Origin of the sequence: Umezawaea tangerina, assembly GCF_003002815.1 — a bacterium.
In the GTDB taxonomy this organism is placed as follows: Bacteria; Actinomycetota; Actinomycetes; order Mycobacteriales; family Pseudonocardiaceae; genus Umezawaea; species Umezawaea tangerina.
In genome coordinates, this window is the sequence record NZ_PVTF01000002.1 from 1 (window position 1) to 15066 (window position 15066).

13 protein-coding genes are annotated in these 15066 nt (G+C 73.1%); 3 read left to right on the forward strand and 10 right to left on the reverse strand.

Going from position 1 to position 15066, the window contains the following annotated elements; translation table 11 throughout:
* Positions 1-179: 179 nt before the first annotated feature.
* Both CLV43_RS06045 and CLV43_RS06050 read right to left on the reverse strand, forming a co-directional pair.
* On the reverse strand, positions 180-2807 hold the full coding sequence (locus tag CLV43_RS06045; protein WP_146174652.1) for a type 1 periplasmic-binding domain-containing protein: 2628 nt from the start codon (positions 2805-2807) through the stop codon (positions 180-182).
* A 221-nt stretch (positions 2808-3028) separates the two neighbouring features.
* Positions 3029-4033 (reverse strand): aldo/keto reductase, encoded by a 1005-nt coding sequence (locus CLV43_RS06050; RefSeq protein ID WP_106186075.1) that lies wholly within the window; start codon positions 4031-4033, stop codon positions 3029-3031.
* 49 nt (positions 4034-4082) lie between these two features.
* Between CLV43_RS06050 and pdxR the strand changes: the two genes are divergently transcribed.
* The 3 genes from pdxR to CLV43_RS06065 all read left to right on the forward strand — a co-directional run bounded on the left by pdxR (position 4083) and on the right by CLV43_RS06065 (position 7589).
* Positions 4083-5468, forward strand: a complete 1386-nt coding sequence (gene pdxR, locus CLV43_RS06055; protein WP_245886187.1) for a MocR-like pyridoxine biosynthesis transcription factor PdxR — start codon at positions 4083-4085, stop codon at positions 5466-5468.
* Positions 5469-5547: 79 nt separating this feature from the next.
* Positions 5548-6696 (forward strand): NAD(P)/FAD-dependent oxidoreductase, encoded by a 1149-nt coding sequence (locus CLV43_RS06060; RefSeq protein ID WP_211304253.1) that lies wholly within the window; start codon positions 5548-5550, stop codon positions 6694-6696.
* On the forward strand, positions 6693-7589 hold the full coding sequence (locus CLV43_RS06065; RefSeq protein WP_106186077.1) for an RNA polymerase sigma-70 factor: 897 nt from the start codon (positions 6693-6695) through the stop codon (positions 7587-7589). Before CLV43_RS06060 ends, CLV43_RS06065 begins: the two co-directional genes overlap by 4 nt.
* Here CLV43_RS06065 and CLV43_RS06070 read toward each other — a convergent pair.
* The 8 genes from CLV43_RS06070 to CLV43_RS06105 all read right to left on the reverse strand — a co-directional run bounded on the left by CLV43_RS06070 (position 7582) and on the right by CLV43_RS06105 (position 14947).
* A complete protein-coding gene (locus tag CLV43_RS06070; RefSeq protein WP_106186078.1) occupies positions 7582-8232 on the reverse strand; it encodes a response regulator in 651 nt (216 codons plus the stop codon). The genes CLV43_RS06065 and CLV43_RS06070 overlap by 8 nt on opposite strands.
* The gene (locus tag CLV43_RS06075) at positions 8232-9398 is read right to left on the reverse strand and encodes a sensor histidine kinase (protein ID WP_146174653.1); all 1167 of its coding nucleotides are present in this window, start codon (positions 9396-9398) and stop codon (positions 8232-8234) included. The genes CLV43_RS06070 and CLV43_RS06075 overlap by 1 nt, the downstream gene beginning before the upstream one ends.
* Positions 9399-9531: 133 nt before the next feature.
* Positions 9532-10176 carry a response regulator transcription factor gene (locus CLV43_RS06080; protein WP_245886188.1) on the reverse strand — a complete coding sequence of 215 codons (645 nt, stop codon included), beginning with the start codon at positions 10174-10176 and terminating at the stop codon, positions 9532-9534.
* Positions 10173-10622 carry a hypothetical protein gene (locus CLV43_RS06085; protein ID WP_106186080.1) on the reverse strand — a complete coding sequence of 150 codons (450 nt, stop codon included), beginning with the start codon at positions 10620-10622 and terminating at the stop codon, positions 10173-10175. Before CLV43_RS06085 ends, CLV43_RS06080 begins: the two co-directional genes overlap by 4 nt.
* A gap of 107 nt (positions 10623-10729) precedes the next feature.
* Positions 10730-12403, reverse strand: coding sequence for an alpha/beta fold hydrolase (locus tag CLV43_RS06090; RefSeq protein ID WP_106186081.1), 1674 nt, complete (start codon positions 12401-12403; stop codon positions 10730-10732).
* A 91-nt stretch (positions 12404-12494) separates the two neighbouring features.
* Complete coding sequence (locus CLV43_RS06095; protein WP_106186082.1) at positions 12495-12962, reverse strand: RDD family protein; 468 nt, start codon at positions 12960-12962, stop codon at positions 12495-12497.
* A gap of 60 nt (positions 12963-13022) precedes the next feature.
* A complete protein-coding gene (locus CLV43_RS06100) occupies positions 13023-14075 on the reverse strand; it encodes a YeiH family protein (RefSeq protein ID WP_245886189.1) in 1053 nt (350 codons plus the stop codon).
* Between the two features lie 104 nt (positions 14076-14179).
* Positions 14180-14947, reverse strand: coding sequence for a DeoR/GlpR family DNA-binding transcription regulator (locus tag CLV43_RS06105; RefSeq protein ID WP_106186084.1), 768 nt, complete (start codon positions 14945-14947; stop codon positions 14180-14182).
* Positions 14948-15066 lie beyond the last annotated feature (119 nt).

A 15066-nucleotide genomic window follows, 5' to 3' on the forward strand; every position in this document is an offset into this window, starting at 1 on the left:
CCGGCGTCTGCCACACCTGTCGACAACCCGCCCAGGCCACAACCAACCCACAGAAACCCCAGGTCGACAGCACCTAACGAAGCCCTACTAGGACCCACTCCCCCGACCGCGGCTCCCTGCGGCCGGGGGTGGGGCGCGCCGAGCCGGGTCGGCCCCACGACCGACCCGGCTCTGCCGTCCTACTCGCACCTGGCGGGGGTCGGCGGTGCGGCGCTGTCCGCCACACCCGTCCGGTAGATCTCCTTCGGCACGTCGTCCTCCGACCGGAACGCCTTCCTGATGTCGGTGGCGCACAACAGGGACAGCGGCTTGCCCTTGACGACCCCGTCGCCGTCGAAGGTGATCACGCCCGTCACTCCCTGGTGATTCTCCCCGGCCACCTCCCGGATCGTGGAGTGGAGCTGGCCGGGAACGACAAGTCCGGGGTCCCAGGCCCGCTCGCCCCCGTCCTCCAGCCGCTGCGAGGCCTTGTCCCGGACGCCGAGCAGCAGCAGTTGGACACCGTCGTAGGCGAGGCCGACCCGTTCACCGACCGGCAGCTTCCCCTCGTCGTCGCACTTGCCCAGGACGGCGCGGACGGCAGCGCGGAAGTCCCTGCGGACCGGGTCATCCGTCGACCTCAGCCGGTCGCAGAACGCCAACGACCCCTTGGACACGTAGGCCAACCGCAGGTTCTCGGGTGCGAGCTCCCGCAGGGAGGCGTTGGCCATGTAGCGGTTGACGGAGTCGTCGCCGATGACCACCGGCATGTTCCCGCTGCAGTCCTTGGCGAGCTGCTTGGCGAACCCGCCGAACTCGGAGTAGCGGCCACCGAAGAAGACCACGCCGTCCAACTGCCCGTCCTTCGGGCAGACCTCGCCCAGCGACTGGCCGTTCCAGTAGTGCTCCTGGTAGTCCCCACCCGGAAAAGCCGCTTTCAGGTCCTGGCGGAGCGTGTTGACGTACAGGTCGGTCTCGTCGGCTTCCTTGCCCCCGGCGCCGAAGCTGTAGTAGTTGACAAGGGACTTCTTCCTGACCACGTCGACGGTGTACTGGCGCACCATCGCGGCCTGGTCGAGGTTGGGCGGGGCGATCTGGAGGTACTGGGTCGACACCGATCCGACGCCGTCGGCCGACAGCGTCGGCGCGATGACCGGCAGACCCGTCTGCCTCAGGCTCTTCAGCGCGTCCCTCGTCCACGTGCGGCTCTCCACCAGCCCGACGACCCCGACCACGGTCGGGTCGTCCCGCTGCAACGACGTCAGCGACCGCGCGACCTTCTCGGCCGACCGCATCTCCAGCCCGGCGTTGGCGACGACCACGCGCAGCACCGGCGCGTTCGGGTCGACCGCCGCGTCCAGCTTGGCCTGGTGCTGCGCCACGGCGATGCCTTCGAGCTCTTCGCGTTCGGCGGCGAAGGTCTCCTCGTCGGGGTTGACCCCCGGTTTGGTCAGCGTGCCCAGGTAGACGACGGTGACCTGCGGCCGCCCGACGTTGCCCTCGGCGATGTCCTTCGCCTCCTGGTTCTGCTCGAAGATCTTCCCCTGGATCTTGCGGAGGCCCTCGTCGGAGCCGAAGAACTGGCGCGCGTCGTCGCTGTAGCCGACGCACTGCCCGTCCTCCATCGAGACGTCGACCCGCCCACCGAAGTGCACCGGCGAACAGTCGGAACGCAGCCCTTGCAAGAGCCAGGCGCAACTCGCCAGGACAGGCAGCAACGGGACCAGGACAAGGGCCGCGCGGTGCACGAGCCACGGCGGACGTCGCGGTTCGATCTCCGGGATCAGCGCGGGGAAGCGCTCCAACCCGCTCAACGCGGGGATCCTCACCAGGAAGCGGCCGGACCCGCGCTCACCTCGCGGGAGCTCGCGCCACCGGCGCAGGGCGTCGTCGGCCAAGGCCAGCGGCACGACGTCACCCGGCGGGAGCTCGACAGGGCAAGTTCCGTCCTCGGCCGTGACGACCAGAAGCGGGTCCGCGGAGTCGGAGTGCTTCCGCACCACGGCGATGAGGCGCAGCAGGTCAGCGCCGGGTCCGTCGCCGCGCACGTTGTCGACCAGCAGCACCGGGTAGGCGGTGCGCCGCCACGGCCGGATCCTCCACGGCACCCGCCGGTACTGGTCGCGCAGGTCTTGCAGGAACGCGTGCACCAGCAGCCGTCGCACCTGGTCGGGGTCGCGGTGTCCCTTCGCGTTGTCGGTCAGCCGCAACGCGAACGCCCAGAAGTCCGACGACTGCCGGGACGCGTACCTCTGCCGCATCAACCAGCGGAACACCCGACCGGGTCCGGGCACACGCCCGCTCACCAGCACCCGGAACACGATCGCGGGAACGAACGCGGACACGACCAGCAGCACCAGCCCGGACCAGCCGGTCAACACCGACGCCCCCAGCTTGGGCAGCTCCGACCTCGGCCCCGACGCCCTGCGCACCCGCCTCACCAGCTCGGCCCGTCGTTCCCGTTCGGTCCCTTCGAGCTCCGACTGGTTCATCAACCAGTCGAGGAACCAGAAACGCCGGAACCTCAACGGATGGCCACGGCCGAACGGTCCGATCACCAGGTCCTCGGCCGCGCTCGACAACAACTCCCGGAGGCCGTCGCCCCCGGCCGCGTCGACCCTGGCGTGCGGGACCTGGCGCGACTTGGGGGTGCGCAGGCCGTCGAGCAGTGTGCCCAAAGCCGGTGACGCGCCGACCGCGCCCGTCAGGGACACAATCGGTTGGCCGCGGTCACCGCGCCACCGCGTGGTCAGGACCCCGATCTCCTTGATCAAGTCCGCCAGTGGCTCGACCAGCGAGCCGATCTCGTCCACATCTTGTTCGGTCAACTGTCCACCATCGCCTCAACGCGGACGAAAGATCCGCGGTATTGGTAGTACCGCATTTGTGCGGTGTCGTTCTCTGGATGGGAAACGACATGGAACCATTTGAGGACGAATGCAGACAAGATTTCTCATTTACACCAATGGGTGAATTGAACGATGATCTAAAGCCGCAATCGTGCGGTCTTCCGAATGGTGAACGACAATACGATCGGCATCAGGCCACCCTAAGCCCCCGCCCCCGCCAACAGCTCCAGGTGCTCCACCCCCAACTCCACCCCCAACGCGGGCAGGAACGCCTCGAACTGCCCCCAAGTCCGCGTCCCGGCGATCGGGATCACCCGCGGTGACCGCTGGTGCAGCAGCCACGCCAAGGCGACCTGGTTGCCGGTCACCCCGAGGTCGGCGGCGACCTTCCCGACGGCGGCGAGGCGGGCCTCGGAGTCGGGGCCTGTGTAGGTGGTCCACATGCCGTGGCGTGCACGCCTGGCCGGGTCGTCGTAGATGCCCTGGAGGATCGGGGAGTAGGCGACCAGGGACAGGTCGTCGTGGTGGGTCAGGTAGTCCAGCAGTTCCGGGCCAGCGATGCCCGTGCGGTCGACGCCCGGAGCGGGGCGGAGGTAGGAGTGCTGCTGCTGGACCGCGACGGGGGCCGCCCAGCCGTGGCGGTCGGCGAGCTGCCGGATCCGTTCCAGCCGCCAGGTCCGCACGTTGCTCCAGCCGATGTAGCGGACCTTGCCCGCGCGCACGATCCCGTCCAACGCCTCCAGGGTCTCCTCCAGCGGTGTGGTCAGGTCGTCGACGTGGACGTAGTAGAGGTCGACGTGGTCGGTGCCGAGCCTGCGCAGGCTCGCGTCGATGCCGTGGCGGACGACGTCGGCGCCGGTGCCCTCGAAGTGCCGCGCCGCGACGTCCCAGTCGGCCTTGCCGTCGACGAGCGCGGCGGGGACGTCGGTGACGATGCCGCCGACCTTGGTGGCCAGGAAGACGCGGTCGCGGTGGCCGGTGCGGGCGAGCCAGCGGCCGAGCAGCTCCTCGCTGTCGCCGCCCGCGCCGCCGGAGTGCCACCAGCAGTAGCAGTTGGCGGTGTCGAGGAAGTCGCCGCCGGCGTCCAGGAACGAGTCGAGCATCCGGTACGAGGTGGGCTCGTCGGTGTAGGTGCCCATCAGCATGCAGCCCAGCGCGACCTGGCCGACGGTCGTGCCGGTGCGCCCGAGTTCGGTTCGCTTCATCACGGGTTCCACGGTAGGGCGGATCGGTCCGGTGCTACGGTCCGTTTCCGTGCCGGAATCGCAGACCAATCTGGGTTGGGACGTGCTGCTGGACCTGTCCGGTCCGGGTGGCGGCGCCCGGCACGAGCGGCTGGCCAGGGCGTTGCGGGCGGTGATCCGGGACGGGGTGCTGCCGGTCGGGACGGCGCTGCCGCCCAGCCGGAAGCTGGCGGCCGACCTGGGGTGTTCGCGGTGGCTGGTGACGCAGGCGTACGCGCAGCTGGTCGCGGAGGGCTACCTGGAGGCGCGGACCGGGGCGGCGACGCGGGTGTCGTGGTCGCCGGAGGGGCACGAGCGGGAGCCTCGCGCGGCACGGGTCGCCGCGTCGGCGCCGCGCTACGACCTGGCCCCCGGTGTGCCCGACCTGCGCGCGTTCCCGCGGCGGAGGTGGGCCGAGGCGCTGCGGCACGCGCTGACCACGATGCCGCACACCGACCTCGGGGTGCCGCCGCGCGCCGGGCATCCCCGGTTGCGGGCGGTGCTGGCCGAGTACCTGCGGCGGTGCCGGGGCGCGTCGGCCGCGCCGCGGGACGTCACCGTCACCGCGGGTGTCACGGCGGGTGTGACGCAGGTGTGCCGGGCGTTGGAGGCCAGGGGCGTCACCGCCGTGGCCGTCGAGGACCCGTGCTGGGGGCGCACCCGCGACGCGGTCGCGGCGGCCGGGTTGGCGGTGGTGCCGGTGCCCGTGGACGAGGACGGGGTGCGGGTCGACCTGCTGGGCGGGGTGCGCGCGGTGGTCGTGACGCCCGCGCACCAGTTCCCGACCGGCACGGTGCTCGCCCCCGCCCGGCGGGCGGCTCTCGTGGCGTGGGCGCGGGACGTGGACGGGCTGGTGCTGGAGGACGACTACGACGCGGAGTTCCGCTACGACCGGCGTCCGGTCGGCGCGGTGCAGGGCATGGCGCCCGGCCACGTGGCGCTGTTCGGGTCGGTGAGCAAGACGCTGAGCCCCGCGCTGGGGATCGGCTGGCACGTGCTGCCGCCCGCCTGGGCGGAGGCCTGCCGCGCGGCGAACCCGGCCGCGGCGACGCCGCCGGTGGTCGACCAGCTCGCGCTCGCCGCGTTCGTCGAGCAGGGCGGGTACGACCGCCACCTGCGGGCGGCCCGGCTGCGCTACCGGGCCCGGCGGGACGCGGTGGTGGCGGCGCTGGCCGAGCACCTGCCGGACTCGCGGACCACCGGGGTGGCCGCGGGTCTGCACCTGCTGCTGCACCTCGCCGGTGCGGTGGACACCGCGGCGCTGGTCCGCCGTGCCGAGGCACGGGGCCTGCACCTGGTGGACCTCGCGACCTACCTCGACACCCCGCCGGAGGAGCCGACGCTCGTCCTGGGCTACGGCGACCTCGCCGACAACGCGGTCGTGCCCGCCATCGCCCTGCTCGCCTCGCTCCTGTGACGCCGGTCACCTGGCTTCACGTCTCCCCCAGCTGCCTCGTCCCGTGTTCGTCGGCAGGACGCGAGGGAAGGACGGGGCGATGCGCCGGATCGTGGTTCTCGGAGCGGGGTACGCGGGCTTGATGACGGCGGTGGTGCTGGCGGCGCGCACGAGGCGGCGCGCGGACGTGCGGATCACGCTCGTCAACGCGACCGGGCGGTTCACCGAACGGCTGCGGCTGCACCAGACCGCCACCGGGCAGCAGACCGCGCGGCTGCGCGTGCCGGACCTGCTGGAGGGCACCGGTGTCGAGTTCGTGCGCGGCCGGGTCACCGGGATCGACGCGGCGGCGCGCACCGTGCGCGTGGACGGCGAGCGGGTGCTGCCCTACGACACGCTGGTCTACGCGCTCGGCGCGGTCGCCGACCCGGCGGGCGTGCCCGGCGTCGAGGACCACGCGCACACCCTGGACAGCGCGCGGGACGCCGAGCTGCTGGCGGACCGGCTGGGCGCGGGGACGGTCGTGGTGTGCGGCAGCGGGCTGACCGGGGTGGAGGCGGCGGCCGAGATCGCCGAGCGGCACCCGGAGGCGGACGTCGTGCTCCTCGGCCGGGACGAGCCGGGATCCTCGTTGGGGCGCAAGGCGAAGGCGCACGTGGCCGCAGCGCTGGACCGGCTCGGCGTGCGGGTGCTCAGCGGCGTCGAGGTCGTCAAGGTGCTGCCGGACTCGGTCGAGCTGGCCGACGGCGGCGACGTGCGGGCGGACGTGGTGCTGTGGACCAGCGGGGTGCGGGTGTCGCCGCTGGCGGCGGCCGCCGGGCTGGAGGTCGACGGACGCGGCCGGATCGTCACGGACGCCGCGCTGCGGTCGGTGTCGCACCCGGAGGTCTACGCCGTCGGGGACGCGGCGGCGGTCCGGCAGGCGTTCGGCGTCCTGCACGGCACCTGCCAGAGCGGCATGCCGACCGGCGTGCACGCCGCCGGGTCCATCGTGCGCGAGCTGACTGGCAAGCGGCTCGAGGACTTCCGGTTCGGCTACTACCACGCGCCGGTGAGCCTGGGCCGCCACGACGCCGTCGTGCAGTTCACCAGACCCGACGGCGAGCCGCGGAGGTCGGCGCTGACCGGGCGGATCGCGGTCTGGTACAAGGAGACCGTGAGCGGATCGCCGTGGCCGACCTACCGGCGGCTGAGGACCTTCCCCGGCATGGGGTCGGTCTGGCCGCGCGGCGGCCGGTACACCCGATGACCGACGACGCCTTCGCCGACCACCGCGACCTGCTGTTCTCGGTGGCCTACCGGATCCTCGGCTCCGCGGCCGACGCCGAGGACGCGGTGCAGGACACCTGGCTCAGGTGGACGGCCGCCGACCGCTCGCGGGTGGCCGACCCGAAGGCCTACCTCGCGCGGATCGTGTCCAACGTGGCCGTGGACCGGCTGCGGTCGGCGAGCGCCCGCCGGGAGGTCTACGCGGGACCGTGGCTGCCGGAGCCGATCCTCACCGGCGTCGACGACCCGGAGGCCGCGGAGTCGGTGTCGGTGGCGCTGCTCGTGGTGCTGGAGGCGCTGACCCCGTTGGAGCGCGCGGTGTTCGTGCTCAAGGAGGCGTTCGGGTTCGGCTACGCCGAGATCGCCGACGCCGTCGCGCGCTCCGAGGACACCGTGCGCCAGGCCGCGCACCGGGCCCGCGGTCACGTGCGCGCGCGGCGGCCGCGCTTCCCCGCCGACCGGGCGCGGCAGCGGCAGGTGACCGAGCGGTTCTTCGCCGCCGCCACCGGGGGTGACATCAACGCGTTGATGGACCTGCTCGCGCCGGACGTGGCGCTGTGGACCGACGGCGGGGGCAAGGTGCGGCAGGCCATGCGCCCGGTGGTCGGCGCGGCCAGGGTCGCCGCGTGGTTCGCGGGCGTCGCCACCCGGCCCTACGAGGGCGTCGCCATCGCCGACATCTCCGCCGAGGTGGTCGAGCTCAACGGGAGCCCCGGCGTCGTGTTCACCGGCGCGGGCCGGGTGATCGGCACGCTCACCCTCGACCTCGACGACCGCGGGCTGATCGCCGCCGTGCACAACGTCGCCAACCCGGACAAGCTCCGCGCCGTAGCCACCGGCACCGTCCACCCCGTCGGGCTCGACCTCAGGTGAGCAGCCGGTTGCGCCACGCCCAGATGGCGATCTCGGTGCGGTTGCGCGCCTCCAGCTTGCCCTGCACGCTCGCCAGGTGCGTCTTGACCGTGGACAGGGAGATCCGCAGCTCCGCGCTGATCTCCGCGTTCGTCCGTCCTCTCGCGACGGCCAGCACGACGTCCAGCTCCCTGGACGTCAACGGGACGTCCGGCCGCACGAGGGACCTGTTCGGGTCGCTGGTGAAGTGCGCCAGCAGCCGGACGGTGACCGACGGCGACACCATCGACTCGCCCTTGGCCGCCGCGTGCACCGCCTCCACCAGCAGCCGGGGACCCGCGTCCTTGAGCAGGAACCCGCACGCGCCCGCGAGGAGGGCGGCGTAGACGTTCTCGTCCACGTCGTAGGTCGTCACCACGACCACCCGCAACGGGTCGGCGACGGTGGGACCCGCGAGCAGCTCGGTGGCGCGGATGCCGTCGAGCTTGGGCATCCGGATGTCCATCAGGGTCACGTCGGGCCGGAAGCGCTGGGCCAGCCGCACCGCCGACTCGCCGTCCGCGGCCTCGCTGATGACCTCGATCTCCGGGTCGGCGTTGAGGATGAGCCGGAAACCGGTGCGCACCAGCGTCTGGTCGTCGGCGATCAGCACCCGGATCGGCATCAGGCCCCTTCCTCGGTGCGCAGCGGGAGCCGCGCGGTGGTGCGCCAGCGACGGCCGGGTTCCGGTCCGGCGCTCAACGCGCCGCCCAGCGCGGCGGCCCGTTCGGCCATGCCCACCAGACCGTAGCCGCTCCCGGACCGGTCGCCGCTCACCCCGTCGTTGCGGATGTCCAGCACCAGGTCGTCCTCCTCCAGGCTGACCCCGACCTCCACGGCGGTGGCCTCGGGGGCGTGCCGCCGCACGTTGGTCATGGACTCCAGCACGATCCGGTGCACGGTCCCGGACAGGTCCGACGGCACCGCCATGACGTCCAGCTCGTCCGGGATGTCGACGTCGGCCTGCCCCGCGGTGGCGGCCCGCACGGCGTCGCCGAGGGTGCCGCCGGGCAGCGACGGCATGGGGTCGCTGCGCAGCATCCCGACGAGCCTGCGCATCGACGTGAGGGCCTCCGCGCCCGCCTGCTCGACCTCCCGGTACACCTCGACCGGGTCCTGGTCGGGCACCGCCGGGTTCTCCGCCAGCGCGTGCGCGGCCTGCGCCAGGACGACGATGCCGCTGACGTGGTGGGCCACCAGGTCGTGCAGCTCCCTGGCCAGCTGGAGGCGTTCACCCTCGCGCACGCGCTCCAGCGTGGCCACGTGCCGGGCGTCGGCGTCGCGCAGCACCAGGCCGAACGCCAGCGCGGTGCCCCACAGCAGCGCGGCGGGCACGGCGGCCAGCGCCACGGGCGAGTCGACCCCGTAGCGCACGACGGGCGCGGCGACGACCGCCACGCCCGCGGCCGTCGCGAGCACCCCGGCCGCCACCGGCCGCAGGCGCCTGCACGCCGCGCCCGCGAGCAGCGCGATGCCCAGGACCTCGGTGGCCGCGGGCTGGGCGGCCGCTCCCCCGCCGATCAGCCAGGCGGCTCCCGTGCTGGCCAGCGAGAACCCGATCACCGACCAGCCGAGGACGGCGACGCGGTCCGGGAAGCGGCGGCGCAGGACGGCCAGCACCGCCACCGCGGTCCCCAGGTACGGCACGAGGGTCGTCAGCAGGGGTCCCAGCACGCCCGGCGCGCTGCCCTTCCCGACCCCCAGCACGGTGTCCGCGATCGTCGCCACCACCAGCGCGACGACCTCCGCGACGAGCACGCCGCGACGTGGCCGCGGTCCGACTGGGGTCATGGGCACGATCATGCCCACTCCGTGCCCGGTGCCGCCCGCCGGGCGGGTGGGCGGGGTCTTCGGCGGTCCGCCTCCGGACCGCCCGCGCGCAGCGGTCCCGGTAGGAGGGTCGTGGTCGCTCCGCGGTGTCGGGTCATTCGGGGACGAGTCCCCCTTCCCACGCCCAGATGGCGATCTCGGTGCGGTTGCGGGCGTCCAGCTTGGTCCGGGCGCCCGCGAGGTGGGTCTTGACGGTGGACGTCGAGATCGACAGGTCCGCGGCGATCTCGACGTCCGTGCGTCCGCGGGCCACCGCCAGCACCACGGCGGACTCCCGCGCGGTCAGCCGGGCGTCATCCCGCCGCGGGGTCCGGCGGCCGGTGCGGGTGAAGTGCCGCAACAACCTCGTGGCGATCGGCGGTGACACCACCGCCTCGCCGCGGGCCGCGGCGCGCACGGCCTCGACGAGCAGCCGCGGCCGGGAGTCCTTGAACAGGAACCCGGACGCGCCCGCCGCCGAGGCGGCCCGGAAGGTGTCGTCGACGTCGTGGAGGGCGACCACGAGGACCCGCAACGGGTCCGGGACGCCCGCGAGGAGCTCGGTGACCCGGATGCCGTCGATCCTCGGCAGCCGCGCCTCCACGACGGTCACGTCCGGGCGCAGCCGCCGCGCCAGCCGCACGGCCGAGTCCCCGTCGGCCGCCTCGCCGACGACCCGGATGCCGGGTTCGGCGTCGAGGATGAGCCGGAAACCCGTGCGCACCAACGTCTGGTCGTCGGCGACGAGCACCCGGATCACGCCGAGCGCTTGACGTCCGCGATGTAGGCGTTGGACGCGGGCAGGTAGCTCAGGACCACGGCGACGACGGCGATCGCGCAGCTGGCGTAGCCGACCGCGGTGTTGCCCTGGGTGGCGACGATCGAGGCGAGCTGGAGCAGCGTGATCACGGTCAGCACGACGCGGGCCCAGTTGCGGCCCGCCTTGAGCTTGAACGCGAGCCACAGGTGCACCAGCGCGATCACCGCCGCGACCCCGATGGCGAAGCCGAGGCCCAGCGTGGCCGTGCTCTGGAGCTGCTCGTCGGTCATGGAGGGGTTGGACTGGCGCAGCGAGTCGACGAGCTGCCCGTGCGATCCCGCCAGCAGGACGATGGCCGCCAGGCTCACGACGGTGGAGGCCAGGAAGCCGAAGAAGGCCGTGATGATCGTGGACGGAGGGGTGAGGCCGTTCTTGGTGGTAACCATGGTGGTGAAGCTATGGCCTTTCCCGGATGCCTTGCCGGACAAGGACGTTCCGCCTAGTTCTTTCGGCCGATCCCCTAGTGCGCGGGCACTAGGGGATCGGCCGGGTGTCACCCGAGCACGGAGTTGACCCGGCTGAGGTAGCGCTGGACGTTGTCCCGCAACGGGGTCGCGGGCTTCGGCTCCTGCGCCGCCTGGACGGCGACCGGCGCCGTCACGGGTCCGGCGACGGGGAACACGGTGTCCTCCTGCAGGAGCGGCACGCCGGGGCACACCACGGCGCCGGGCCGGGAGTTGTCCAGCAGGAACACGTTCACCATGCCGTCGACGCACGGGTTGCCGCTGGTGGCGTACTGGCCGTGGTACGGGGCGTCGTCCACCGAGACGAACCCGACGCCGGGTGCGGCGCGCACGGCGGCACGCGCCTGCTCGTACCCCGTCTGCGGGTCCATCTCGCCCTGCACCACGAGCACGTTCGCCGCGACCTGCGGGGGCAGCGTCGGCAGCTGCTGCCGCGGCGCGTCCGACCAGAAGCCGCACGGCTCCGAGAGCCCGTAGGCCCAGCCGTACACCGGGTTCAGCGGGCCCTGGCGGTCGCTCAGCGCGCGGTACCAGGACGCGGAACGGGTCTGCTGGTCACCGCAGGCCACCGCGAACCGGGTGCCGGGCACGTCGGTGTAGTCCGGGCCCGCGGCGGTGATCCGCTCGGGCGTCAGGTCGGCGGCGGGCACGCCGAACTCGGCGCGCGACACCTCGTCCAGGTCCCGCAACGACTCCGGGTCCACCGCCGCGCCGCCGTCGGCGCTGTTCGCGGAGACGACGAACACCAGCGTGGCCAGCAGCCAGCCCAGCGGGCTGCCCATGCCGACGAACGCGCGGTCGAAGTTGTCCGGCGGCAGCTGGTGCGCGGCGAAGTACCCGCGCGCCCGCTCCCAGGTCTCCTTCGCCTCCGCCGGCGTCGAGCCGACGACGTCCGGGTAGTGCCGGGTCATCCACGGCAGGTACTGGACGTCGAACTGCCGCTGGTCGATCTCCGGGAACGCCTCGAACGCGGCCTGGAGCCTGCCCTGCCAGTTCACGCTGGAGTCCAGCACGACCTTCCCGGTGTGCGCCGGGAACAGCGACGCGTACTTCGCGCCGAGCCACGTGCCGTAGGAGTAGCCGAGGTAGTTGAGCTTCGCCTCCCCCAGCAGGCCGCGCACCAGGTCCATGTCGTGGACGGTCTGCCAGGTGGTGATGTACGGCGCGATGGCGTCGCTCTGGCACGCCTCGGCGATCGCGCGCGGGAGCTGCTGGTGCGCCGCGATGCTCTGCGCCGACCTGTCCCGCGCGTCCAGGAGCCCCTGCGGCAGGCGGCCGGTGGGCACGTGGCACTGGAACCCGCGGTCCTGCGGCGACGTGCCGGTGCCGCGGGGGTCCATGCCGATGAAGTCGTACTGCCCGTTGACCTCCGGCGCGAGGCCCGCCAGGGAGTTGGCGAACCCCGTGCCCTGGCCTCCGGGTCCGCCGGGGTTGAGCAGCAGCACGCCCTTGCGCTCGCCGGTCGCCTTCGACCGGCTCAGCGAGACGTCGAGGTCCACACCGGACGCCGGGGCCGCCCAGTCGCGCGGCACCTTCACCAGCGCGCACTCGACGGCGGGCGCTCCTTCCGCGGGGGTGAACGCACACGGCCCCCAGGTGACCTGCTGCCCGGTGTAGGGGTCGAGCGGGTCGGCGTGGGCGGGTGCGACCGCCGTGACGGCGGCCAGCACCACCGCCGCCGCGACCTTCGCCTTTCGTCGCATGATGGCCTTTCGGATCGAGGTACGGGACCGCGATCCTGGCGGGGCCGGGTGCCCGGCGACTTCGGCCGGGAGTACGGAGTCGGGCCGGCGGCTAGTCCTCCGGGACTAGGCGGGTCTTCCGCTCGCGCACCACGACCGTGCGCGCCACGAGGTCGCCGAACCGCTGGTGCCGCGGCGTGACCGCGATCAGCACCACCCCGACCAGGCACAGGAACAGCCCGTCGACCGCGAACAGCAGCCAGCGCACGAGGTAGTCGCGCAGGCTCGGCTCCCCGCCGTCGGTCCGGACGATCCGCAGCCCCAGCCGCCGCATGCCCGGCGTGGCACCGCCCTGCCGGTGCGGCACCCACACCTCGGCCCACATCGTGCCCAGCAACGGGACCGCGGCGAGCAGCACCAGCGGGAGGTACAGCACCTTGCCGGGCACACCGATCCGGACCAACGAGTAGGCGGCGGCCGCTCCCCACAGCGTCGCCGAGACCGTCGCCACCATGACCAGCAGCTGGTCCAGCACGTACTGCGCGTAGCGGCGCAGGACCACGGTCTCCCCTTCGGCCATCCCGGCAGCCTTTCCAGAAGCCGGAGCGCCGAAACGGCCCGCGTCTCAGGTGGGGGTCGGTCAGAGGTGGCCGGTGAGCGCCTGCAGACCGAGGCTGCTCGCCGCGACCGTGAGCCACAGGAGGCCGCCGAGCAGCAGCGGGCGGGTGCCCGCCCGGCGCATCGCGGACAGCCGCAGCGACAGCCCGATCCCGGCGAGCGCGGTGGTGATCAGGAACGCGCCCAGCGCCGTGAGCGCGGGGTGCCAGGTGGCGGGGACGACACCCAGGGTGCCGAGCGCCGCGGCGACGAGGAAGCCGACCAGGAACACCGGGACGATCCGGCGCCACGGCATGCTCCTGAACCCGACCCCGGACCGGGCCTCCTTGCGGGCGGTCAGCACCGCGAGCACGACCACCACGGGGACCAGCATCAGCGAGCGGGTCAGCTTGACGACGATGCCGTACGACCCGGCGTCGCCACCGTAGGAGTAGGCCGCCGCGGCCACCGAGGACGTGTCGTTCACGGCGGTCCCGGCCCACAGGCCGAACGCGTGCGGGCTCAGGTCGAGCAGGTGGCCGATCGGCGGGAACAGCAGGACGGCCGCGATGTTGAACACGAAGATCGTGCCGACCGCGTAGGCGACCTGCTCCTGCTTCGCCTTGATCACCCCGGTCGTCGCCGCGATCGCCGACGCCCCGCAGATGCCGGTGCCCACCCCGATCAGGATCTGCGCGTCACCCCGCACGCCGAGCCACCGGCCGAGCAGCCACGCACCGCCGAGCGCGACCGCGAGGGTGCCGAGCATGACCGGCAACGACTCCCCGCCGACCTCCAGCACCTGCCGCAACGACAGCCCCGCCCCGAGCACCACGATCGACAGCTGGAGCACCGCCTTGGCGGCCACCTCGTAACCGGGCACCAACCGGCCGTCCCGCAGACCCGGCACCACAGCCGCCGCGAGCACGCCCAGCACGATGCCGAACACCGGCCCACCGACCACCGGCACCAGCCTGCCCAACCCGGAGGCGATCCCGGCCACGACCACCGCCACCCCCAGCCCCGGCACCACCCGCGCGGACCACCCGGTCCGGCGCTCGGAGCCGGACGACGGCCGTGGGAGTACAGCGGTCACCAGAAACCTCGTCTCAATGTCCGTACATTTCTCGTCGGAGTGTACGGACATTTACTCACGACAGCGAGCGGCCCGAGGGGAACGTCACCGGACGCCGGCCGGGATCACACCTCGGCGACGTGGACGGTGACACCGGCGGCGCGCAGCCCGTCGAGCTCGTCGCTCGGGGCGTGGCTGTCGGTGACGACGTGGGTGATGCGGTCCGGGAACACGGTGCGGACCATCGTGTCGACGCCGATCTTGGTGTGGTCGGCCAGCACGGTCACGTCGTCGGCGATCGCGGCCATCGCCCGGTCGACCCCGGCGACCTCGGTGTTCGGGGTGGACAGACCGCGGGCGGCCGACAGGCCGTTGCCGGACAGGAAGGCGCGCTGCACGCGCAGGCCGCCGATCCCCTGCTCGGCGGTGCTGCCGACGAGCGCGAAGATGGGGCCGCGCAGGACGCCGCCGGGCAGCAGCACCTCGACGCCGGGGCTGCGGGCGAGCGCCTGGGCGACCAGCAGCGAGTTCGTCACTACCGTCAGCCGCGGCAGGCGGGCGAGGTGCCGGGCGAGCGCCTGGGTGGTCGTGCCCGCGCCGACGACGATCGCGTCGCCGGGCGAGACCAGGCCCGCGGCGAGCTCGGCGATGGCCTCCTTGGCGGCTCCGGCCACCCCGGTCTTCTCGGAGTGGCTCGGCTCGTAGGCGGGTCCGTCCGAGGCGACCGCGCCGCCGCGCCTGCGCGAGAGCAGACCCTCCGCGTCGAGGAAACGCAGGTCGCGCCGGACGGTCACCTCGCTCGCCCGGACGATCCTGGCCAGCTCCCGCAGCGACACGGCCCCGTTGGCGCGGACCAGCTCGAGGATGACCTGGCGACGTTCGGCGGCGAACACGGTCCCACGCTATGACCGGTTCCGACCGAAGTCGACCGCCGCGGAGCGTTCGGGGTGCCACTTCCGATCAATCCCTGGCGCGTCCCAGCCGCTCCGGGTACATGTCGGTGTGCCGATCA

Coding starts and splice junctions, on each gene's coding strand:
- CLV43_RS06060 (WP_211304253.1), top strand. CDS start 5,548: ATGCGCCGGATCGTGGTTCTCGGAGCGGGGTACGCGGGCTTGATGACG.
- CLV43_RS06050 (WP_106186075.1), bottom strand. CDS start 4,033: ATGAAGCGAACCGAACTCGGGCGCACCGGCACGACCGTCGGCCAGGTC.
- CLV43_RS06070 (WP_106186078.1), bottom strand. CDS start 8,232: ATGCCGATCCGGGTGCTGATCGCCGACGACCAGACGCTGGTGCGCACC.
- CLV43_RS06095 (WP_106186082.1), bottom strand. CDS start 12,962: ATGGCCGAAGGGGAGACCGTGGTCCTGCGCCGCTACGCGCAGTACGTG.
- CLV43_RS06065 (WP_106186077.1), top strand. CDS start 6,693: ATGACCGACGACGCCTTCGCCGACCACCGCGACCTGCTGTTCTCGGTG.
- CLV43_RS06085 (WP_106186080.1), bottom strand. CDS start 10,622: ATGGTTACCACCAAGAACGGCCTCACCCCTCCGTCCACGATCATCACG.
- CLV43_RS06075 (WP_146174653.1), bottom strand. CDS start 9,398: ATGACCCCAGTCGGACCGCGGCCACGTCGCGGCGTGCTCGTCGCGGAG.
- CLV43_RS06090 (WP_106186081.1), bottom strand. CDS start 12,403: ATGCGACGAAAGGCGAAGGTCGCGGCGGCGGTGGTGCTGGCCGCCGTC.